Below are 20,898 nucleotides of genomic sequence, written 5' to 3'. Positions count from 1 at the left end.
CTGGTTCCGGATCGTTTTGCTACGCTCCAAATCATTATGACAACGATCTGTAACACCCTGGCGGCAGTGCGTGGGCGTATCGCCACGGCCTGTGCCGCCGCCGGAAGAAACCCTTCCGAAGTACGCCTGCTGGCGGTTTCCAAGACGTTCGACGCGGATGCGGTCCGCGAGGCGCTGGAAGCGGGCCAGACGGCCTTCGGCGAGAACTACCTGCAGGAAGCCGCAGGCAAGATCGATGCCCTGGCCGGCCAGGGCGCCGAATGGCACTGCATCGGCCCGATCCAGTCCAACAAGACGCGGCTTGCGGCCGAGAAGTTCGACTGGGTGCAGTCGGTGGACCGGCTGAAGATCGCCGAGCGGCTGTCGGCCCAGCGGCCGGAACACCTGCCGGCGCTCAACGTGTGCCTGCAGGTCAATATCGACGGCGGGGCGTCCAAGTCGGGCGTGGCGCCGGAAGGGGCTGCCGCGTTGGCCGAGGCGGTCGCGGCGCTGCCGAGGCTGCGGCTGCGCGGGCTGATGACGATTCCCGAGCCGGCGGCCGATTACGCTGCGCAACTGACGGTGCACCGTCGCGCGCGGGAGCTGTTCGATGCCTTGTGCGCGCGGGGGCTGGCGCTGGACACGCTGTCGATGGGCATGTCGGCCGATGTCGAATCGGCGATCGCCGCCGGCAGCACCATGGTGCGGGTGGGATCGGCCATTTTCGGCGCGCGGCCGAAGCCTGACGCCTGAAACGAGCCGCTCAGACCGTCCGCGCCGCCGCCGCGCTACCGGCAGGTTGCCCGTACGCCTGCACCTTGCCCACCCACCACATCGCCAGCAGCACGCAGGCGCAGCACAGCCAGCCGTTGGTGCCGTAGCCGTGGATGCGGCCGTCGGGCGTGGTGGTGAGCAGCAGGCCGCCGATCCACGCGCCGGTGCCGGTGGCGATCTGCTGGACTGCCGAGTTCACGCTCATGAAGGCGCCGCGCCGGTGCGGCGCCGGCACGGTGGTCAGCAGCGCCTGCACCGGAATCATCCGGGAGTTGGCGGTGACCATGAAGAACGGAAAGAACAGGATCAGCCCCCACAGCGGCAACTGGGGCAGGTGCGTCATGAACAGGGCGGGCAGCAGCGAGCACAGCGCGGCGGCGCGGAAGGTCTGGCGGGCGCCGAAGCGATCCGACAGGCGGCCGACGGTGCGCGAGCTGAAGAACATGGCAAAGCCACCGGCCATGTAGATCAGCGAGATGTTCTCCGGCTTCACGCCCAAGTTGCCGACGAAGTTCGGCGAGATGAAGGGCACGATCAGCATGTGCGAGGCCATGACGATGGCGGTGAGCGCGAAGCCGCGCAGGTGCGACGGTTCGCGCATCAGCGACCACAGCTCCGGCAGCGTGCGCGACAGCGGCAGCGGCGGCACCTGGATGTGCGCGGTGAGCGAGGGCAGCACCTTCCAGGCGCCGGCCCAGATGACGGCCGAGAGAATCACCAGCTCGAAGAACGGCGAGCTCCAGCCGTAGTGCGCGCCCAGCACCACGCCGAGCGGCACGCCGGCGACGGCGGCCAGGGAAAACGAGGTCATCACCACGCCCATGGCCGCGCCCCGGCGCTGGGGCGGGATCACGTCGCCGATGATCGCCAGCACCAGCGAGCCCAGCACGCCGCCGGTGAGCCCGGCGAAGGCACGCGACAGCAGCAAGGCGTGGTAGTTGGTGGCCAGCGCGCAGACGAGGTTGGAGACAGCGAAGAGTGCGTAGACCACCAGCAGCATCCGGCGGCGGTCGAAGCGGTCGATGTAGGTGGCCGCCAGCAATCCCGAGACGCCCGCGCACCAGGAATACGCCGACACGGCGGCGGCGAAGGCGCCGGTGCCGATGGAGAAGGCCTGCATGATCTGCGGCCCCAGCGGCATCATCACCATGAAGTCCACGATGATGGTGAACTGGGTGAGGGCCAGCAGCCAGAGCAGGGCGCGCTCCCGGCCGGGTGCCAGAACGGGTGCCGGGGTCAGGGGAGAAGGCGACATGGGCGGGGGAGGCAGCAGGGAAAAGCTTTCGAGCCTAGCAGGGATCGACCCGCCGCGCCCCGTGCCGCCGGCGAGAGCGAGCGCACTGGTGCGGCATGCGACGGCCGCCGCCGGCCGCTCAGAGCGTGCTCAGGCCGAACAGACTCTGCAGCAGCTCCACGGCCACTTCGGCGGTCTGGTTGCGTACGTCTAGCGCCGGATTGAGCTCCACCAGGTCGAGCGAGCCGAGCCGGCCGGTGTCGGCGATCATTTCCATGCACAGCTGCATCTCGCGGTAGGTCGGCCCGCCGCGCACCGCGGTGCCCACGCCGGGCGCGTCGACCGGGTCGAGGCAGTCGACGTCGAAGCTCACGTGCAGATGGGTGTCCTCGTCCACGCCCATCAGCGCCTCGGTCATGGTGGCGCGCATGCCGTGCTCGTCGATGTAGCGCATGTCGTAGACCGACAGCCCGAAGTCGCGGATCGCCAGGCGCTCGCCGGGGTCCACGCTGCGGATGCCGATGAAGCCGATGTCCTGCGTCTGCAGCGCCTGCGCGGTGCCGCTCCAGCCGGTGAGCGCCGCCGGCCCGCGCCCGAGCAGGCAGGCCACCGGCATGCCGTGCAGGTTGCCGCTGGGGCTGGTGGCCTCGGTGTTGACGTCGGAATGCGCGTCGAGCCACAGCACCCGCAGCTTGCGGCCCTCGCGCCGGCAGTGCGCGGCCACCGCGCTGATCGAGCCGATGGCCAGGCAGTGGTCGCCACCCATCATCAGCGGCGTGGCGCCGTCGGCGAGCGCCTGGCCGACCGCGTCGAACACCGCGCGGTTCCAGCGCACGACTTCGTCGAGGTGATGGTGCGCGTGGTGCGGTGAACGCGGCGCCGAGGCGAGCGGACCGGCCAGATTGCCGGTGTCGTGCACTTCCAGGCCCACGCCCTGGAGGGCGGCGGCGAGCCCCGCCACCCGCAAGGCCTCGGGCCCCATGCTGCAACCCCGGACACTGGCGCCGACGTCGGTCGGTGCTCCGATGAGATGGACCCGGGCTGGCATGGAAGGCCTTTTCCGTTGTTGAAAACACTACTATTTTGCGCGTGATGCGAGGTGGCGAGACGGCATTGGGATGGATGCCAATGCTTACAAGTAGCCTGCTGTTTTACGTATGTAAGTGGGTGCCCGCGTTTCGGGTGCGCTCGAATAATTCGACCGCCCACCGTCATGCGTGGGTCGTTCTGCGCAATCGAAACCGCGATGCGTGGACGCCCCGATCACCCTCCACGAAGTGGCTCTCATGTCCATGTCGCTGTCCGTCTCGCAGTCGCGAACTCCCTTCTTCCCGATCGATCCGGCGGAATTCCCGGGCACCGAAGATTCCGTCGAATCCGAACTGCCCACGCTATGGGTCTTCAAGGCCGACAACGCCCCCTGGCCAGCCCGGGCCCGCGAGCGAGCGGTGTCGCAGTGGGCCGAGGTGGCCAACATCTCCGACGAGCCGGCCGGGTTCTATCTCGGTCGCGGGCTGCGCGTCTCCGACACCAGCGCCCTGCTCGAGCGCATTCGACGCTCGCGCTGGTGGTACCTGCCGGTCTGGTCGGCTTCGGGCAGCCCGGCGCCGCTGCTGGCCGACGGCGCGGCCGACCTGGCCGAGGCGCTGGAGCTGTGCGACCAGGCCCGGGTTGCGCGCCAGGCGCTGAATCTGTCGCCCAACGGGCTGCCGCTGGTGGAACGAATCCTGTACTTTCTGCAGGTGCGCGACGGTGCCACGCTGGTGCCCGAGCGCGACCGGCGCCACAAGATGCTCTACCGCTATCCCCTGGCCGAGGCGCTGGCCAGCGCGCACGACGACGTGGGCAGCTGCCTGGCCACGCTGCTGCGGCGCGGCCTGCTGGAGCCCGGCAAGCTGATCGACCGCACCCGTCACTGCCGCCGCTGCAACAGCGCGCACATCCATTTCCTGGATGTCTGCCCGCACTGCAGCAGTCTCGACATCCGCACCACCGCCGCGCTGCCCTGCTTCGACTGCGGCTACGTGGCGCCCGAGGGCGACTTCCTGCGCCGCGACGGCCTGCTGTGCCCACGCTGCGGCGCCGCCGAGCAGCATATCGGCGTGGACGAGGAAAAGCCGATCCTCCAGCACGTTTGCGGTGGCTGCCAGAACGCCTTCGGCGCGAGTGCCGTCCAGGCGCATTGCCTGGACTGCGCCAACGTGTCGGGCGCCGACGAGCTGGACTGCCGCGAGATCGCGCCCCTGCAAATCACCGCCGAAGGCCAGAGCTATCTGAGCACCGGTTCGCGGCAGCAGCCACTGGCGGTGTTCGAAACGCTCAATGCCGTGGTGCTGCGCGAGTTCCTCCACACGGTCGACTGGGCGCTGGCGGCGAACTCGCGCCGGGCCGACATGGACTTCGGGCTCCTGCTCATCAAGATCAACGACACCGCGATCCTGCAGGACGGCAGCCCCCTTGCCGCGCGTCTCATCACCAGCCTCGTCGAGCTCGCGCGCCAATTGCGGGGGGTGATCCGCAGTTCGGACGTGAGCACCCGGATCAATGGCGGGCAACTCTGGTTCTACCTGCCGTTTTCCGACGTGAGGGGCGCACGCCGTCGTATCGACGCTCTGCTGCTGCAGGACGAGTTCCGCGAATTGACCAAGGAAATGCGGGTCGACGTGCGCAGCATGCAACTGCCGGAGCGCTGCAATCCCGGCGAAGACGCCCAGGCCCTGATGAAGCGTCTGGGCGGCTGAGGCGGCCCGCTCAGCCCAGCAGGCGGGCGGCCAGCGGAATCAGCAGGGAGGCCAGCAACACCTGCACGCCGAGCGCCAGCCCGGCGTAGGCGCCGGCCTCCGGATCGACCTGCAACGCGCGCGCCGCGCCGATGCCGTGAGCGGCGGTGCCGAGCGCGAAGCCCCGGGCGGCCCAGCCTTGCGTATCTTTCGGTATCCGGATCATGTCGAACAGGTACTTGCCGCTCAGCGCGCCGACCAGGCCGCTGAGCACGGCGAACACGGCGGCCAGTGCCGGCACCCCGCCGATGGCTTGCGCGATGCCCATGGCCACCGGCGCGGTCACCGACTTGGGCGCCAGCGACAGCAGTGCGTCGTGTGGCAGGCCCAGCGCCCAGCCGATGGCGACCGCGCTGGCGCTGGCGGCGAAACCGCCGGCGAGCGCCGCGGCCAACAGGTGTTTCCAGCGCGCCCGCAGCGCGGCACGGCGCTGCCACATCGGCCAAGCCAGCGCCACCACGGCCGGGCCGAGCAGGAAGTGGATGAACTGCGCGCCCGAGAAGTACACCGGGTAGGCCACGCCGGTGGCCAGCAGCGTGCCGGCCAGCACCACCACGCTCCACAGCACCGGATTGGCCCAGGGCGCATGGCCGAGCCGGGCGTAGGCGGTCTGCGCCAGCAGGTAGACGACCAGGGTGGCTGTCAGCCCGAACAGCGGCGACGACGACAGATAGACCCACAGCGCGACGAAATCAGGCATCGGCGCCCTCCCGGTCGCGCAGAGCGTGCAGGGTCCAGGCGCTCACGCCCAGGCCGGCCCAGGTCGACAGCACGATCACCGCCATCAGTCGCAGGCCCGATTGCTGCAGCAGCGCCAGGTGCGTCATGACGCCCACGCCCACCGGAATGAACAGCAGCGACAGATGCGCCAGCAGCGCCTCGGCGCAGGCGGCCACCGGCTCGCACACCACCGGCAGGAACAGGCCGGCGAACATCAACAACAGACCGATCACCGGCCCCGGCACCGGCAATCGCCCGGTGCGGGAGAGCGCCTCGCCCAGGCACTGGAACACCAGCAGCCAGGCCAGGCCACGCAGCACTTTCATATCGACGACTTCTCTTTCTCTCTCTGTTTCGCCCGCATCAGAAACGCGGCAGCTCGGCATGGCGCAGCACACCGCCACGCACCAGCTCGCGGCCGTATTCGGCGCAGCGCGCCAGGGTGGGGATGACCTTGCCCGGATTGAGCACGCCGGCCGGGTCGAACGCATGTTTGATGCCCAGCATCTGCGCGTTCTCCTGCGCGCTGAACTGTACGCACATGCTGTTGAGCTTTTCGATACCCACGCCGTGCTCGCCCGACACCGTGCCGCCCATGGCCACGCTGGTCTCCAGGATGTCGGCGCCGAACAGCTCGCATCGGTGCAGCTGGTCGGGGTCGTTGGCGTCGAACAGCACCAGCGGATGCAGATTGCCGTCGCCCGCGTGGAACACGTTGCAGCAGCGCAGGTCGTATTTCTTTTCCATCTCCTGGATGGCCAGCAGGATGTCGGCCAAGCGCTTGCGCGGGATGGTGGAGTCCAGGCACATGTAATCGGGGCTGATGCGGCCGGAGGCGGGAAACGCGTTCTTGCGGCCGCTCCAGAAACGCAGCCGCTCGGCCTCGTCGGCGCTGCAGGTGATGGCGGTGGCGCCGCAGCCGCGCAGCACCTCGGTCATGCGGCCGATTTCCTCTGCAACCTCCTCGGGCGTGCCGTCGGATTCGCACAGCAGGATCGCCTCGGCCCGCAGGTCGTAGCCGGCGTGCACGAAGTCCTCGACCGCGATGGTCATGGGCTTGTCCATCATCTCCAGCCCGGCCGGGATGATGCCCGCCGCGATCACCGCCGCCACCGCGTCGCCGGCTTTGCGCACGTCGTCGAAGCTCGCCATGATGCAGCGCGCCAGTTGCGGCTTGGGCACCAGCTTCACCGTGACCTCGGTGGTCACCGCCAGCATGCCCTCGCTGCCGACCAGCACCGCCAGCAGGTCCAGGCCCGCCACGTCGAGCGCCTCGGAGCCGAATTCCACAGGCTCGCCGTCGGCCGCGAAGCCGCGTACCCGCAGCACGTTGTGCAGCGTGAGGCCGTATTTGAGGCAATGCACGCCGCCGGAGTTCTCGGCCACGTTGCCGCCGATGGTGCAGGCGATCTGGCTGGATGGGTCCGGCGCGTAATAGAGCCCGTGCGGCGCGGCGGCTTCGCTGATGGCCAGGTTGCGCACGCCGCACTGCACGGTGGCGGTGCGGGCGCGAGGGTCGACTTTCAGGATCTTGTTGAAGCGCGCCAGCGACAGCGTGACGCCGCGCGCATGGGGCAGGGCGCCGCCCGACAGTCCGGTGCCGGCGCCGCGCGCCACGATGGGCACGCCCAGGCGGTGGCAGGTGCGCAGCACCGCCTGCACCTGTGCCTCGGTCTCGGGCAGGGCCACGGCCATGGGGCGCTGGCGATAGGCGGTGAGGCCGTCGCATTCGTAGGGCGTGGTGTCCTCGCCGTGCCAGAGCAGCGCATGCGCCGGCAGCACCGCGGACAGGGCGGCGACGGTGCGGCGCTGCAGCTCGGCTGGTGCGACGGTCTCGGCGAGCGCGGCTGCGCGGACGGCTTGCGGGGCGATGGCGGTGTTCATTTGCGGATTCTGATCCGGCCTCGCGCCGCGCGGCGTGAAATTTCCGGCGGGCCGGCGTGAAGCCCGTGCGCCGGAGCGGCCGGGCTCAGAGGCTGTCGCGCACCCGGGCGAAGGCGCTCCAGAAGGCCGCGTCCTGGGTAGTGGCGAAGTTGATGCGCATCAGCGTCGACGCCTGCCGGCCGGCCAGAAACAGCGCGCCGGGCGCCAGCAGGTAGCCTTCGTCGAGCATGCGCTGGGCGAGCAGGTCGGTGTCGACGCCGGTGTCGATCCAGCCGAACAGGCCAGCCGGCTCCGAGGCGAAAGCGCAGCCGGCCGCGCGTGCCAGCTTCACGCTGCGGCTGCGCGCCGCGTCCAGCCGGCCGCGCACCCGGTCGGCATGGCGGCGCAGCTGGCCCTGTTCGATGCACAGCGCCAGCGCCTGTTCCAGCAGGGTCGGCGTGGTGAGCGTCGCCAGCAGCTTGGTGTCGAGCAGGCGCTCCACCAGCGGCGCCGGCGCCGCCAGAAAACCCACGCGCCAGTTGGGAGCCAGCATCTTCGCGAAGCCGCCCACGTAGATGGTGCGCTGCAGCCCGTCGAGCGCGGTCAGCCGGGTGGCGTGTTCCGGCGCGATGTGACCGTAGGTGTCGTCCTCCACCACGTGGAAGTCGTGCGCCTGGGCCAGTTGCAGCAGCCGGTGCGCGGCGCCCGGCGCCAGGCTGTAGCCGGTGGGGTTGTGCAGCACGCTCACGCTGATGAAGAGGCGGGGCGCGTGGGTTTCGCAGTAGCGCGCCATCACCGCCAGGTCGGGACCGTCGGCGTGGCGCGGCACCGGCAGCACCCGCATGCCCAGGGCCTCGAGCCGGGCGAATTCCACCGACCAGCCGGGTTCTTCCACCAGCACCGGATCGCCGGCCTTCAGCAGCGTGCGGCTGACGATGTCCAGCGCGTGCGTGGCGCCGACGGTGGTCATGATCTGCTCGACCGGCGCGCGGATGTGCTGGCCGGCCAGCCGGTGCGACAGCAGGGCGCGCAGGCCGGCGTCGCCCATCGGTTCGCCGTATTGCAGCGAGGCCTTCGCCCAGGCCTTGCTGGCCGCCACCTTGCGCACGGCCGCAGGCAGCGCCGGCAGGTCGATCCAGTCCGGCGGCAGCACGCCCGAGCCCGGCTGTGCGCGCGCCGAGGGGTGGTGGAACATGCCGCGGATCAGGGCGGTGGCGTGCATGCGCGAGCCCGCCGGCAGCGGCGTGGTGTCGGCCGGCCGGTCGGGCGCGGTGGGCGCCGCGGCGCGGTCGGGCGTCTCGCGTACGAAGAAGCCGCGTTGCCGCCGTGCTTCCACCAGCCCCTGGGCCAGCAGCACGTCGTAGGCGGCGACGACCGTGTGCGGGCTCACCCCGTGCTGGCGCGCGCACTCGCGAACCGAGGGCAGCCGCGCGCCGGGCGGCAGCAGGCGCGCGCGTATGCGTTCGGCGAAGCGGCCGGACAGCTGCTCCGTCAGGGTCTGCGAGGCGGTACGGGTGAGCATGCGAGGACTGTAGCCGTGCTGTCCACCAGGACGTGCGCCGATCTGGGTTGCGTGCAGGGCGATCGCGGTGCGACGGCCGCCGATCCGGCGCAGGGCGCACCGATTGCGTGCCCGGCGCGGTCGTGTTTTTCGGCTGTCCGACGGGTCCCACGGGTTTACCCCAGAGGAGAGGGGCGCACTGGCATGCAAGTTGCTCAATTGAAAATAGAACGTCGTTCCATTCAGTAGAACTTTTTCGTTTTCACTTTTCCCTTTTCTTTTTTCAAGGATGCGTCTGATGCCTGCGACCCAAGGTTCCTCTCTCGTGCGATCCCTGCTGATCCTGTCCCTGGCCTGCTGCGGTGTGGCTTTCGCCCAGGACAAGATCGTGGCCGCCTCCGATGTCGGCTACCAGCCCTTTTCCTCGGCCAAGCCGAGCGGCGGCTACGAAGGCATCGACATCGACATCGCCGCAGCCCTGTCCAAGGAAATGGGCAAGACCATCGAGGTGATGGATCAGCCCTGGTCGACCACCTTCGCCGGCCTCAACGCCAAGAAGTTCGACATGGTGCTGTCGCCCGCCATGATTACCAAGGAGCGTTCCGAGCAGGTGCTGTTCGCCCAGGCCTACGGCGACGCCACCTACCAGTTCGTGCTGAAGAAGGGCGGCGTCAAGGTCACCACGCCGGCCGACCTCAAGGGCAAGGTCATCGCGGTGAACAAGGGCAACCTGTTCGACAAGTGGCTCACCGCCCGCCAGGCCGAATTCGGCTGGACCATCAACCGCTACGACAAGAACAGCGACGCGATCCAGTCGGTGGCCAGCGGCCAGACCGACGCCGCCCTGGTCTACAGCGCGGTGGCCGGCTACGTGGCCAAGCAGAGCCCGGTGCTGGCCACCTCCGACTACGTCATCAACAACGGCGAGGTCTACGGCTACGGCTTCCGCAAGGACGACAAGGCCAACCGCGACGCGGTCGACCTCGCGCTGCAGTGCCTCAAGAAGAACGGCACGCTGGCGGCCATCTACAAGAAGTGGACCGGCCTGGAAGCGCTGCCCGATGGCGCCATGATGAAGGTCACCGCCGGTGTCGGCCAGCCGGGCTTCGCCGGCTACGACGCGAGCGTTCCGGCCCCGAAATGCAAATGAAGGCCATGACCGCCGACGCGGTGCAGGGCGGCCAGCCGGCCGCCGGCACGACGCCGAAGCCGGCAGCGGCCAAGACGGTGGTCGAGCTGGTGAAGGTGCGCAAGACCTTCGGCCAGACCGAGGTGCTCAAGGGCATCGACCTGCGGGTGCGCCAGGGCGAATGCGTGTTCCTCATCGGCCCGTCGGGCTCCGGCAAGAGCACGCTGCTGCGCTGCTGCAACCGGCTCGAGGAGCTGACCTCCGGCGACGTGCTGGTCGACGGGGTCAACATCTATTCGCCGCATGTCGACGTGAACCAGCTGCGCACCCAGATGGGCATGGTGTTCCAGTCGTTCAATCTCTATCCGCACATGACCGCGCTGGGCAACGTCACGCTGGCGCTGCGCCACGTGCTCGGCAAGGGCCGCGAGGAAGCCGAAGCCATCGGCCAGGCGATGTTGAAGCGCGTGGGGCTGTCCGACCGTGCCGGCCACTACCCGTCGCAGCTCTCCGGCGGCCAGCAGCAGCGGGTGGGCATCGCCCGCACCCTGGCGCTGGAGCCCAAGGTGGTGCTGTTCGACGAGCCCACCAGCGCGCTCGACCCCGAGCTGGTCAACGGCGTGCTGCAGACCATGCGCGAACTGCGCGACAGCGGCATGACCATGATGGTGGTCAGCCACGAGATGCGCTTCGCCCGCGAGGCCGCCGACACGGTGGTCTTCATGGCCGACGGCGCCATCGTGGAGCAGGGCACGGCCGAGCAGGTCTTCGGCGCGCCGCAGCAGGCGCGCACCCGCGAGTTCCTGTCGCAGGTGGACCGCTGATGTCTCCCATCGTCGACAACTTCTTCAACCCGGCGTTCATGGCGAAGTACGCGCCGTCCATCGCCATGGGCCTGTGGGAGACGCTGCAGCTGGCGGTGCTGGTAGTGGCCGCCGGGCTCGCCGGCGGGCTGCTGCTGGCGGCGGTGCGGGCCTTCGGCATCAAGCCGGCCAACTTCCTCATCGTGGTCTTCGCCGACGTGTGCCGCGCGCTGCCGCCGCTGGTGCTGATCATCGTCTGCTACTTCGGCCTGCCGCTGCTGGGCCTGCGGTTGCCGGGCTTCTTCGTGGCCTGGGCGGTGCTCGCCGCCATCCTCACCGCCTTCGCCGAAGAGGTGTTCTGGGCGGGGCTGGCGAGCATTCACAAGGGCCAGTGGGACGCGGCCCGGTCCACCGGCCTGAGCTTCGTGAAGACGCTGCGGCTGGTGATCCTGCCGCAGGCGGTGCGGGTGGTGGTGCCGCCGCTCACCAGCCGTGTCGTCGCCACCGTCAAGAACACCGCGCTGGCCTCGACCGTGGCGGTGCCCGACATGCTCTCGCGCGCTTCCGAGGCGCTGGCCGAAGGCGCCAACACCACGCCGCTGACCATGGCCGCCATCGGCTACCTGGTGCTGCTGCTGCCGCTGGTGCTGCTGTCGCGCCGCCTCGAACGGCGCTACGCCTGGAACGTCCGCTAGGAACACGACACACCCACCATGGACGCCTTCCTCCTCAACTTCTTCAACCTCGAGATCCTGGCGCTGGTCTGGCCGCAGCTGATGCGCGGGCTGCTCATCACTTTGCAGCTCAGCGCGGTGGTGGTGCCGCTTGGCCTGGCCGTGGGCCTGCTGGTGGCCAGTGCCCAGTCCTTCGGACAGCGCTGGGTCGACATCGCGCTGATCGGCTACGTCGACTTCCTGCGGGCCTTTCCGCCGCTGGTGCTGCTGGTCTTCGCCTACTACGCGCTGCCCTTCCTGGGCATCGAGCTGTCGACCTTCATGGCGGTGGTGCTGGCACTCGTGCTCAACACCTCGGCCTATTTCGCCGAGGTGTTTCGCGCCGGTATCGAAAGCATTCCGCGCGGCCAGGTGGAAGCCAGCCGCTCCACCGGGCTGACCACGCTGCAGACGCTGGTCCACGTGGTGCTGCCGCAGGCCGTTCGCAAGATGCTGCCGGACCTGGTGAGCAACATCCTGGAGACCGTCAAGCTGACCTCGCTGGCCAGCGTGGTGACCTTGCCCGAACTGCTGCGCGTGGCCCGCATGGCGCAGGGCAACACCTTCAACGCCACGCCGCTGGTGGCCGCCGCGCTGATCTACCTGGCGCTGCTTTGGCCGGTGGTGCGCGTGCTGTCGCGCATGGAGAAGAAATCCCTGGCCGGTGCCCGCTGACCGGCTTTCATTTGTCCCTTCGAAAAATGGAACCGCGTTCCCATCGGTGGAACACGCGGCGCCACCCAAGACCTGCAGAACCTGGACCAGCCTGGATATGGAAAACATGATTCGCCTCTCCTTCGACATCGGCGGGACCTTCACCGACTTCGTGCTCGAAGACCAGACCCGGGGTGTCACCCGCTACTGGAAGACCCTGTCCACGCCCTCCGCACCCGAGCGCGCGGTGGTGCAGGGCGTGAAAGACCTGCTGGCCGCCGAGGGCGTGGCCGCCGCAGGCGTCGGCATGCTGCTGCACGCGACCACGGTAGCCACCAACGCCATCCTGGAGCGCAAGGGATCGCGCACCGCGCTGATCACCACGCAGGGCTTTCGCGACGTGCTGCTGCTGGGCCGGCAGAAGCGCTATTCCACCTACAACATGCACCTGGCCAAGCCCGAGCCGCTGATTCGCCGGCGCGACATCTTCGAGCTGCCCGAGCGCACCTTCCTGCGCGACAAGTCCAACGTCGCGCCCGACGCGGCCGAGGTCGACGCGCTGCTCGCCGGCATCGTGGAGCAGGGCTACGAGGCGGTCGCCGTCTGCCTGCTGCACTCCTACGTGAACCCGGCGCACGAGCAGTTCGTGCAGGAGCGCGCCACCGCGCTGGGGTTGGCCATCGACGTGTCGCTCTCCAGCGTGGTGTCGCCGCGTTTCCGTGAATACGAGCGCACCTCCACCGTGGTCGCCAACGCCTACGTCAAGCCGATCGTGTCGCGCTACGTCAACCGGCTCGACCACGCGCTCAAGGCCGAGGGCATCGCCGCCGATTTGTACGTGATGCAGTCCAACGGCGGCCTGGTGTCGCCCGAGCTGGCCACCGGCATGCCGGTGCGCATCGTCGAGAGCGGCCCGGCCGCCGGCGTGCTGATGTGCCGCGCCATCGGCCGCGAGGAAGGCATCGCCGACCTGCTCACCTTCGACATGGGCGGCACCACCGCCAAGCTCGGCGCCATCGACGCGGGCGAGCCGGCGATCCTGCCGACCTTCGAGGTCGACCAGGTGCAATACACCAAGGGCTCCGGCCTGCCGCTCAACATCTCGGCGATCGAGCTGCTGGAGATCGGCGCGGGCGGCGGCTCCATCGCCCAGGCCGAACTCGGCGCGATCCGCATCGGCCCGGAGAGCGCCGGCTCCGAGCCCGGCCCGGTCTGCTACGGCCGCGGCGGCACCCGGCCGACGGTGACCGACGCCAACCTGGTGCTCGGCTACCTCAACCCCGGCGCCTTCAACGGCGGCAACATGCAGCTCGACCTCGAAGGCGCTCGCCGCGCGGTCGACATCCACATCGCCCGGCCGCTCGGCATCTCGATCGAGGAGGCCGCGCTCGGCATCCACCTCATGGCCACCGCCAACATGGAGCGCGCGCTGCGGGTGATGTCGGTCGAACGCGGACGCGACCCGGCGCAGTACGCGCTGGTCGGCTTCGGCGGCGCCGGCCCGGTGCATGCCGCGCGGCTGGCCCGCAACCTGCACATTCCCACGCTGGTGCTGCCGCGCGGCGCGGGCGTGGGCTCGGCGGTCGGCCTGCTGGCGGCCGACCCGAAGGTCGACTACACCGTGACCCAGGTCACGCCGTTGGTCGTTGGCGCGATGGCCGGCGTGCGCCGCCTGCACGCCGAGCTGCAGGCCCGCGCCGGCGCCGACCTCGACCGCCTGGCCCGTGCCGAAGGCCGCGAAGAGCGCTTCACCGCCACCGCGCGTTATGCCGGCCAGGGCTACGAGATCAATGTCGACGTGCCCGACGTGACCCTGCCCGAAGACGACTTCCTGCAGGCCTTCGCCCAGGCTTTCGGCGAGGCCTACCGCAAGGCCTACGGCTACCACGACGCGACCCGCGAAGTCGAGGCGGTGGACTGGACCTTTCACGGCTCGATCCCGCTCGGCGCCGGCCTGGCCTCGCCTTCGCGGCCATCCGACGGCGAGCCGCGCATCGGCACCCGCCGCGCCTGGTTCTCGCCCGGTGCGCCGGGCGAGGACGTGGCCATCTACGACCGCTACCGCATGAAGCCCGGTGAACCCGTCCAGGGGCCGTGCGTCATCGAGGAAGCCGAAACCACCATCCTGCTGCTGCACGGCGACACCGCCGAGCTGAGCGGCCATGGAAACCTGATCGTCCGCATCGGAGCCCCGGCATGAAACACGACCTGCCCACCGTCAGCCCCATCACCATCTCGCTGGTCTGGAACAACCTCGTCTCCATCGCCGAAGAGATGGGTTCCACCCTGCGCCGCACCGCGTTCTCCGAAGCGGTGCGCGAAGCCGACGACTTCTCCACCGGCGTCTTCGACCGCCACGGCCGGCTGCTGTCGCAAGGCAACTTCACGCCCGGCCACCTGGGCTCGATGCCGGCGGTGGTCAAGACCGTCTCGGCCATGTACCCCGGCGACAGCCTGAGCCCGGGCGACGCCATCGTCACCAACGACAGCGCGCTGGGCTCCGGCCATTTCCCGGACTTCTACATGGTCCACCCGGTCTTCATCGAGGGCGTGTTCTGGGGCTGGGTGGTCAACATCGCCCACCAGGTGGACGTGGGCGGCGCGGCGCCGGGCTCGCAGAAGGTGATCGGCGTGACCGAGGCCTACCAGGAAGGCATCCGCATCCTGCCGGTGAAGATGATCCGCGGCGGCGTGTTCGACGTGGAGATCATGCGCATCCTCTGCGGCAACATCCGCCTGCCCGACGCGGTGGTCGGCGACCTGGCCGCCCAGCGCAACGCCAACGAGGTGGGCGCCACCCGCTACGCCGAGCTGGTGAAGTCGGTCGGCGCCGACGTGCTCGACGCCTGCGTCGACCACATCCTGGACGCCAGCGAGAAGCGCATGCGCGAACGCATCGCCGAGATTCCCGACGGCCGCTACAGCTTCGACGACTGGCTCGACGGCATCGGCGAAGGCGAGGGCGGGCTGATCCCGGTGGCGGTCGACATCGAGGTCGCCGGCGACCGCCTGGTGATCGACTTCTCCCGCTCCGGCGACCAGGTCGGCGCGGCGATCAACGCCTATTTCAACTTCACCCGCGCGCACGGTTTCTTCGCGGTGAAGTGCCTCACCGACCCGACCCTGCCGCAGAACGACGGCGGCCTGCGTGCCATCGAGGTGAAGGCGCGCGAGGGCTGCTTCTTCAACCCGCAGTTCCCGGCCCCCTCGGGCGGCCGCGCGGCGATCCAGATCCGCATCTTCGAACTCATCAACGGTGCCATGGCCAAGGCCCTGCCGCACAAGACCATGGCGGCGTTCTCGCACTGGTCCAACCCGATCCTCTCGGGCATCGACGCCGACACCGGCAAGCGCTTCATCTACTACGACCTGCTGTTCGGCGGCTACGGCGCACGCCACGATACCGACGGCCTCGAAGGCACCGCGCCGGTCATCAACTGCGCCAACATTCCGGTGGAAGTACACGAGGCCGGCAGCCCGGTGGTGGTGCACCGTCTGGCCCTCATGCCCGACACCGGCGGCGCGGGGCGCCAGCGCGGCGGCTGCGGCCTGGCCAAGGACATCGAATTGCTCAGTGGCTCGGCCACGCTCACGCTGCTGGGCGACCGCCACGTGAAACCACCGCACGGCATGGACGGCGGCGGCGCCGGCGCGCTGGCCTCTTCCACCCTGGTGCGCGACGGCGTGGAGACGCGCCTCATCTCCAAGCAGATGCTCGACATGCAAGGCGGCGACCTGCTGCGCCTGCGCCTGGCCGGCGCCGGTGGCTGGGGGCCGGCTGCCGAGCGCGATGCCGCGCAGCTCGCCGACGACATCGCCGACGGCTACGTCACCGCCGAGGGCGCCGCCCGCGACTACGCCCGCTGAGCCACCTATCCCCGTCACGAACACCGCCAGAGACCGCATCCCATGTCCATCACCCTGACCCCCGCCGTTACACCTACGCTCAGCCCGCTCGCATCGATGGATGCCGCCCATTCGGTGCATCCGCACACCAACCTGCGCCGCCACCTCGACGCCGGCCCGAGCATCATCACCAGGGGTGACGGCATCTACGTGGAAGACGAGCAGGGCGCCCGCTACCTGGAAGCCGCCGCCGGCCTGTGGTGCGCCTCGCTCGGCTTCGGCAACGCCCGGCTGGCGCAGGTCGCGGCCAAGGTCATGACCGAGATCGGCTACTACCACAACTTCCGCAGTGCCTCGACGCCGGCGGCCGCCGAACTCTCGGCCAAGCTCGCCGCCTTCGCGCCGCCCGGCATGGACAAGGTGCTGCTGCAATGCTCCGGCAGCGAGGCCAACGACACCGCGCTCAAGCTGGTCTGGTACCACTGGGCGGGCCAGGGACAGCCCCAGCGCCGCAAGATCATCTCGCGCCTGGGGGCCTACCACGGCACCGGCGCGATCACCGCCTGCCTCACCGCCAAGGCCAACTTCCACACCGGCTTCGGGCTGCCTTTCGACGGCTTTCTCTACACCGGCATGCCCTACCACTATCGCCATGCCCATCCGGGCGAGGACGAGCAGGCCTTCTCCAGCCGCCTGGCCGCGGAGCTCGAGGCCCTGATCCTGCGCGAAGGCCCGGAGACCATCGCTGCCTTCTGGGCCGAGCCGGTGATGGGATCGGGCGGCGCCATCGTTGCGCCGGCGGGCTATTTCGACAAGATCCAGGCGGTGCTGCGCAAGTACGAGATCCTGCTGGTGGCCGACGAGGTGATCTGCGGCTTCGGCCGCACCGGCGAAATGTGGGGCAGCGAAACCTACGGCATGACGCCCGACCTGATCTGCTCGGCCAAGTCGCTGTCGGCGGCGATGGTGCCGATCTCGGCGGTGCTGATCGGCGAGCGGGTCTTCGCCGGCATGATGGCCCAGACCGACAAGCTCGGCAGCTTCGCCCACGGCTACACCTACGGCGGCCATCCCATGGCCTGCGCGGTGGCGCACGAAGTCCTGACCATCTACGAAGAGATGGACCTGGTCGGCCACGTGAAGAGCGTGGAGCCGCTTTTCCTGGCGGGGCTGGCGAAACTGGCCGGACGCGAATACGTCGGCGAGGCCAACGGCGTCGGCCTGATCGGCGCGGTGGAGATCGTGACCGACCGCGCCACCAAGGCCGTCGCCGACGCCGCGCTGATGGCGCGCATCGAGGCCGCCACCCGGGCCAACGGGCTCATCGTGCGGCTCATCGGCAACCGCATCGCGCTGTCGCCGCCGCAGATCATCAGTGCCGCCGAGGTCGGCGAGATGTTCGACCGCCTGGGCCGCGCGCTCGACGACGTCTTCGGTGTCTGAGGCCATGGCGAGCGACCATCTGCGACACCGGCCGGCGCACATCCCGGCCGAGGAATGGACCGCGCGCTGCGAGCTCGCGGCGCTCTACCGGCTGATCGCGCATTTCCGCTGGGCCGACCTGATCTACACCCATGTCTCGGCGCGCCTGCCGGGGCCGGGCGACCGTTTTCTGATCAACGACTACCGCCGCATGTTCCACGAGATGCGCGCCAGCGACCTGGTGGCGATCGATCTCGAAGGCAACAAGCTCGAAGCCGGCTCCGAGGCCCAGGTGGTGAACCGTGCGGGCTTCGTCATCCACTCGGCGCTGCATGCCGCGCGGCCCGACCTGCGCTGCATCGTGCACACGCATTCGCGTGCCGGCATCGCGGTGTCGGCGCAGCGCTGCGGCCTGCTGCCGATCAGCCAGCACGCGCTCAAGTTCCACGGCCACCTGGCCTACCACGACTACGAAGGCATCGCGCTCGACACCGAGGAGCGCGAGCGCCTGGTGCGCGACCTCGGTCCCGACCACCGGGCCATGATCCTGCGCAACCACGGGCTGCTGGTGGGTGGCCGCAGCGTGGCCGAGGCCTTCGACCACATCTACTTTCTGGAGCGCGCCTGCGATGCGCAGCTGGCCGCGCAGTCCGGCGGCATGGACCAGATCGTCATGCCGCCGATGGCCGTGCGCGAGCACACGGCGGGCCAGTACCGGCACGACGAAATGCCCGCCTGGGTCGACATGGCCTGGGTGGCGGCGCTGCGGCTGATCGATGCCGAGCAGTCCGACGTGTGGACATGAAGGAGCCGGGTTTTCGGGCCGCGACCGGGGGGGACGCGGGCATGGGACGGAGCGTCCGGGTGCTGCATCTCGCGGCCTGGGCGCTCCGGCTGGTGCTGGTGCTGGCGGTGTCCTTCGGCGGCGGCTGGGTCGCGCACGCGGTGGGCGTGCCGCTGGGCTGGCTGCTCGGCTCGCTGGTCGCCTCGGCCGCGCTCGCGCAGATGGGGCTGTCGGTCAACATCGAGCCGATCCGGCCCTACGTGCTGATCTTTCTCGGGCTGGCGCTGGGCCAGACCTTCAACCAGCAGGTGCTGCTGTCGCTGGCCGGCAGCCTGCCGGCGATCGTGCTGTGCGCCATGCTCACCGTGGCCGCCGGCCTGGTCGGCGCGCAGGTGTTCAGCCGCTTCGGCGGGCTCGATGCGCGCACCGCCTTTTTCTGCGGCACGCCCGGCGGCGTGGTGCTGATGGCGATCCATGCGCGCGAGGCCGGCGTGTCCGAGCAGCAGGTGGTGCTGGCCCAGACGATCCGGCTGATCCTGGTGGTGCTGGTGTATCCGGCGCTGGTGGCGCTGCTGTCGGCGCACGAGATCCACGGGCCGTCCGGCCATGCCTTCGCGCCGGCCGCCGCGCTGTCGCAGCAGGGCTCGCCGGGGCTGCTGATGCTGTGGTGGCTGGCCGGGCTGGGGGCGGCGTTTCTTGGCAAGAAGATCGGCATTCCCAACCCGTGGATGCTCGCGCCCTGCCTGCTCACGGCAGCCTTCGCCTCGTCCGGCGTGGCGCCGGAACATGTGCCCGCGGAATGGATCGTCATCGCCCAGGGCGTGCTCGGCATCTCGCTCGGATCGGCCATGACGCGCCAGTTCATCCGGGGCTCGCACCGGCTGGTGCTGGCCTCGGTGCTGTCGTCGGTGGTGCTGTCGGTCATCCTCATCCTGCTCGGTCTGGCGGCCGCCTGGCTCTTCCATCTGCCGGTGGCCGGCAGCCTGCTGGGCATGGCGCCCGGCGGCATGCCCGAGATGGCGGTGACCGCGCAGGCGCTGCAGGTATCGGTGCCGCTGGTGCTGGCCTTCCACTTCGTGCGGGTGGTGTTCAGCAACCTGCTGCTGGAGCCGGTCTGGCGTTGCGCGCGTGCGCTGCGGCTGGTCTGACACCGATCCATTTTTCTTCGCCCCCTTTCTGTCGCATCGACAAGGACACCACGCCATGACGGCACGCTACGAGAACCTGATCGACGGCCACGACTGCCCGCCCGCGCAGGGCGCCTACCTGGACAGCGAGAACCCCTGGACCACGCAGGTCTGGGCGCAGATCCCGCGCTCCACCCCCGAGGACATCGACCGTGCGGTGGCGGCGGCATCGGCCGCCTTCCGCAACGCCGCCTGGGCCGGCATCTCTGCCACGAAGCGCGCCGCGCTGATGCGCCGGCTCGGCGACCTGGTCGAGGCCAACGCGAAGGAGCTGGCACTGGCCGAGGTCCGCGACAACGGCAAGACCTACACCGAGATGCTGCGGCAGATGCTCAACACCGCCGAGTGGTACCGCTACTACGGCGGCCTGTGCGACAAGATCGAAGGCCGGGTGATTCCGGTCGAGGCACCCGGCCACTTCAACTACACACTGCGCGAGCCGCTCGGCGTGATCGCGATGATCATCCCGTGGAACTCGCCGGTGCGGCTGCTGGCCTGGAAGCTCGCCCCGGCACTGGCGGCGGGCAACACCTGCGTCATCAAGCCCTCGGAGCACGCCAGCACCTCCACGCTCACCTTCGCGCGGCTGGTGCGCGAGGCGGGTTTTCCGGACGGCGTGGTCAACGTGGTGTGCGGGCTGGGCGCGGAGATCGGCCCGGCGCTGACCGACCATCCCGACATCGCCAAGGTCGCCTTCACCGGCGGCGTCGGCTCGGGCACGGCGGTGTATGTGGCCGCGGCCAAACGCATGCGGCCGGCCACGCTGGAGTTGGGTGGCAAGTCGCCCAACATCGTCTTCGCCGACGCCGACCTGGACGCGGCGGTGCAGGGCGTGGCCGGCGGCATCTTCGCCTCGGGCGGGCAGAGCTGCGTGGCCGGCTCGCGCCTGCTGGTGGCCGACGCGATCCACGACGCGTTCGTCGCGCGGCTGGCCGACGTGGCGCGGCGCATCCGCATGGGTGACCCGATGGACGCGGCAACGCACGTCGGGCCGGTGGCCAACCGGCCGCAGTTCGAACACATCATGAAGATGATCTCCATGGCCCGCGACGAAGGCGCGACGATTGCCTGCGGCGGCGAATCGGTCACCGGCGCGCAGGGCGGGCTTTTCGTGCAGCCGACCATCTGCACCGGCGTGACCGCCGACATGCGCATCGCGCAGGAAGAAGTCTTCGGCCCGGTGCTATCGGTGCTGCGCTTTTCCACCGAAGAAGAAGCCGTGGCGCTGGCCAACAGCACCCGCTTCGGCCTGGGCGCCGGCATCTGGACCACCGACGTCGGCCGCGCCCACCGCATGGCCGCGCGGGTACGCTCGGGCAGCGTCTGGGTCAACACCTACCGCATGACCTCGCAGACCTCGCCCTTCGGCGGCTTCGACCTCTCGGGCGTCGGCCGCGAGGGCGGTCAAGCCATGATCGACGCCTACCTGCAGACCAAGAGCGTCTGGGTCAACACCACCGGCGTCATGGCGCCGGCCTTCCCCAGCCTTTGAGCCCGACCTCTGACCAC

18 protein-coding genes are annotated in these 20,898 nt (G+C 69.7%); 12 read left to right on the top strand and 6 right to left on the bottom strand.

Annotation, left to right across the window (positions count from 1 at the left end; all coding sequences use genetic code 11):
* The first annotated feature begins 36 nt into the window (after positions 1-36).
* On the top strand, positions 37-732 hold the full coding sequence (locus R9X41_RS20315) for a YggS family pyridoxal phosphate-dependent enzyme (RefSeq protein ID WP_318632251.1): 696 nt from the start codon (positions 37-39) through the stop codon (positions 730-732).
* Between the two features lie 10 nt (positions 733-742).
* On the opposite strand, the gene R9X41_RS20310 is transcribed toward R9X41_RS20315, so the two are convergent.
* Complete coding sequence (locus R9X41_RS20310) at positions 743-2,008, bottom strand: MFS transporter (protein ID WP_318632250.1); 1,266 nt, start codon at positions 2,006-2,008, stop codon at positions 743-745.
* 118 nt (positions 2,009-2,126) lie between these two features.
* On the bottom strand, positions 2,127-3,035 hold the full coding sequence (gene rocF, locus R9X41_RS20305) for an arginase (protein WP_318632249.1): 909 nt from the start codon (positions 3,033-3,035) through the stop codon (positions 2,127-2,129).
* Positions 3,036-3,273: 238 nt separating this feature from the next.
* On the opposite strand from rocF, the gene R9X41_RS20300 reads away from it, so the two are divergent.
* Positions 3,274-4,728, top strand: coding sequence for a TackOD1 domain-containing metal-binding protein (locus R9X41_RS20300; RefSeq protein WP_318632248.1), 1,455 nt, complete (start codon positions 3,274-3,276; stop codon positions 4,726-4,728).
* Positions 4,729-4,738: 10 nt separating this feature from the next.
* Here the strand turns inward: R9X41_RS20300 and R9X41_RS20295 are convergent, their stop codons facing one another.
* From R9X41_RS20295 to R9X41_RS20280, 4 genes are all read right to left on the bottom strand, one after another.
* Positions 4,739-5,467, bottom strand: a complete 729-nt coding sequence (locus R9X41_RS20295; protein WP_318632247.1) for an LrgB family protein — start codon at positions 5,465-5,467, stop codon at positions 4,739-4,741.
* Complete coding sequence (locus R9X41_RS20290; protein WP_318632246.1) at positions 5,460-5,813, bottom strand: CidA/LrgA family protein; 354 nt, start codon at positions 5,811-5,813, stop codon at positions 5,460-5,462. The genes R9X41_RS20295 and R9X41_RS20290 overlap by 8 nt, the downstream gene beginning before the upstream one ends.
* Positions 5,814-5,850: 37 nt before the next feature.
* Positions 5,851-7,371 carry an FAD-linked oxidase C-terminal domain-containing protein gene (locus R9X41_RS20285; RefSeq protein WP_318632245.1) on the bottom strand — a complete coding sequence of 507 codons (1,521 nt, stop codon included), beginning with the start codon at positions 7,369-7,371 and terminating at the stop codon, positions 5,851-5,853.
* A gap of 85 nt (positions 7,372-7,456) precedes the next feature.
* Positions 7,457-8,872, bottom strand: coding sequence for an aminotransferase-like domain-containing protein (locus tag R9X41_RS20280; RefSeq protein ID WP_318632244.1), 1,416 nt, complete (start codon positions 8,870-8,872; stop codon positions 7,457-7,459).
* Between the two features lie 304 nt (positions 8,873-9,176).
* On the opposite strand from R9X41_RS20280, the gene R9X41_RS20275 reads away from it, so the two are divergent.
* From R9X41_RS20275 to R9X41_RS20230, 10 genes are all read left to right on the top strand, one after another.
* Positions 9,177-10,001 (top strand): substrate-binding periplasmic protein, encoded by an 825-nt coding sequence (locus R9X41_RS20275; RefSeq protein ID WP_318632243.1) that lies wholly within the window; start codon positions 9,177-9,179, stop codon positions 9,999-10,001.
* The gene (locus R9X41_RS20270) at positions 9,998-10,804 is read left to right on the top strand and encodes an amino acid ABC transporter ATP-binding protein (RefSeq protein WP_318632242.1); all 807 of its coding nucleotides are present in this window, start codon (positions 9,998-10,000) and stop codon (positions 10,802-10,804) included. Before R9X41_RS20275 ends, R9X41_RS20270 begins: the two co-directional genes overlap by 4 nt.
* Entirely contained in the window at positions 10,804-11,478 is a 675-nt protein-coding gene (locus R9X41_RS20265) for an ABC transporter permease subunit (RefSeq protein ID WP_318632241.1), read from the top strand. Before R9X41_RS20270 ends, R9X41_RS20265 begins: the two co-directional genes overlap by 1 nt.
* An 18-nt stretch (positions 11,479-11,496) precedes the next feature.
* Positions 11,497-12,171: an amino acid ABC transporter permease gene (locus tag R9X41_RS20260; RefSeq protein WP_318632240.1), complete on the top strand. Its 675-nt coding sequence runs from the start codon at positions 11,497-11,499 to the stop codon at positions 12,169-12,171.
* 106 nt (positions 12,172-12,277) lie between these two features.
* A complete protein-coding gene (locus R9X41_RS20255; RefSeq protein WP_318632239.1) occupies positions 12,278-14,350 on the top strand; it encodes a hydantoinase/oxoprolinase family protein in 2,073 nt (690 codons plus the stop codon).
* The gene (locus R9X41_RS20250) at positions 14,347-16,017 is read left to right on the top strand and encodes a hydantoinase B/oxoprolinase family protein (protein WP_318632238.1); all 1,671 of its coding nucleotides are present in this window, start codon (positions 14,347-14,349) and stop codon (positions 16,015-16,017) included. The genes R9X41_RS20255 and R9X41_RS20250 overlap by 4 nt, the downstream gene beginning before the upstream one ends.
* A 42-nt stretch (positions 16,018-16,059) precedes the next feature.
* The gene (locus tag R9X41_RS20245) at positions 16,060-17,439 is read left to right on the top strand and encodes an aminotransferase (protein ID WP_318632237.1); all 1,380 of its coding nucleotides are present in this window, start codon (positions 16,060-16,062) and stop codon (positions 17,437-17,439) included.
* Positions 17,440-17,443: 4 nt separating this feature from the next.
* A complete protein-coding gene (locus R9X41_RS20240) occupies positions 17,444-18,223 on the top strand; it encodes a class II aldolase/adducin family protein (protein WP_318632236.1) in 780 nt (259 codons plus the stop codon).
* Between the two features lie 41 nt (positions 18,224-18,264).
* Positions 18,265-19,350, top strand: a complete 1,086-nt coding sequence (locus R9X41_RS20235) for an AbrB family transcriptional regulator (RefSeq protein WP_318632235.1) — start codon at positions 18,265-18,267, stop codon at positions 19,348-19,350.
* Positions 19,351-19,405: 55 nt separating this feature from the next.
* On the top strand, positions 19,406-20,881 hold the full coding sequence (locus tag R9X41_RS20230) for an aldehyde dehydrogenase (RefSeq protein ID WP_318632234.1): 1,476 nt from the start codon (positions 19,406-19,408) through the stop codon (positions 20,879-20,881).
* The last annotated feature ends 17 nt before the right edge of the window (positions 20,882-20,898 follow it).

The sequence above is a fragment of the Xylophilus sp. GOD-11R genome (assembly GCF_033546935.1).
Lineage (GTDB): Bacteria > Pseudomonadota > Gammaproteobacteria > Burkholderiales > Burkholderiaceae_C > Xylophilus.
Note: the sequence above shows the minus strand (reverse complement) of the source record. Positions and strands in the feature narration are given on the sequence as shown.

What these genes read in the sequence shown, in the direction of transcription:
- R9X41_RS20250 (WP_318632238.1), top strand. Translation starts at nt 14,347, where the DNA reads ATGAAACACGACCTGCCCACCGTCAGCCCCATCACCATCTCGCTGGTC.
- R9X41_RS20290 (WP_318632246.1), bottom strand. Translation starts at nt 5,813, where the DNA reads ATGAAAGTGCTGCGTGGCCTGGCCTGGCTGCTGGTGTTCCAGTGCCTG.
- R9X41_RS20315 (WP_318632251.1), top strand. Translation starts at nt 37, where the DNA reads ATGACAACGATCTGTAACACCCTGGCGGCAGTGCGTGGGCGTATCGCC.
- R9X41_RS20245 (WP_318632237.1), top strand. Translation starts at nt 16,060, where the DNA reads ATGTCCATCACCCTGACCCCCGCCGTTACACCTACGCTCAGCCCGCTC.
- R9X41_RS20280 (WP_318632244.1), bottom strand. Translation starts at nt 8,872, where the DNA reads ATGCTCACCCGTACCGCCTCGCAGACCCTGACGGAGCAGCTGTCCGGC.
- R9X41_RS20235 (WP_318632235.1), top strand. Translation starts at nt 18,265, where the DNA reads ATGGGACGGAGCGTCCGGGTGCTGCATCTCGCGGCCTGGGCGCTCCGG.
- R9X41_RS20260 (WP_318632240.1), top strand. Translation starts at nt 11,497, where the DNA reads ATGGACGCCTTCCTCCTCAACTTCTTCAACCTCGAGATCCTGGCGCTG.
- rocF (WP_318632249.1), bottom strand. Translation starts at nt 3,035, where the DNA reads ATGCCAGCCCGGGTCCATCTCATCGGAGCACCGACCGACGTCGGCGCC.
- R9X41_RS20270 (WP_318632242.1), top strand. Translation starts at nt 9,998, where the DNA reads ATGAAGGCCATGACCGCCGACGCGGTGCAGGGCGGCCAGCCGGCCGCC.
- R9X41_RS20295 (WP_318632247.1), bottom strand. Translation starts at nt 5,467, where the DNA reads ATGCCTGATTTCGTCGCGCTGTGGGTCTATCTGTCGTCGTCGCCGCTG.
- R9X41_RS20310 (WP_318632250.1), bottom strand. Translation starts at nt 2,008, where the DNA reads ATGTCGCCTTCTCCCCTGACCCCGGCACCCGTTCTGGCACCCGGCCGG.
- R9X41_RS20255 (WP_318632239.1), top strand. Translation starts at nt 12,278, where the DNA reads ATGATTCGCCTCTCCTTCGACATCGGCGGGACCTTCACCGACTTCGTG.
- R9X41_RS20240 (WP_318632236.1), top strand. Translation starts at nt 17,444, where the DNA reads ATGGCGAGCGACCATCTGCGACACCGGCCGGCGCACATCCCGGCCGAG.
- R9X41_RS20230 (WP_318632234.1), top strand. Translation starts at nt 19,406, where the DNA reads ATGACGGCACGCTACGAGAACCTGATCGACGGCCACGACTGCCCGCCC.
- R9X41_RS20265 (WP_318632241.1), top strand. Translation starts at nt 10,804, where the DNA reads ATGTCTCCCATCGTCGACAACTTCTTCAACCCGGCGTTCATGGCGAAG.
- R9X41_RS20285 (WP_318632245.1), bottom strand. Translation starts at nt 7,371, where the DNA reads ATGAACACCGCCATCGCCCCGCAAGCCGTCCGCGCAGCCGCGCTCGCC.
- R9X41_RS20300 (WP_318632248.1), top strand. Translation starts at nt 3,274, where the DNA reads ATGTCCATGTCGCTGTCCGTCTCGCAGTCGCGAACTCCCTTCTTCCCG.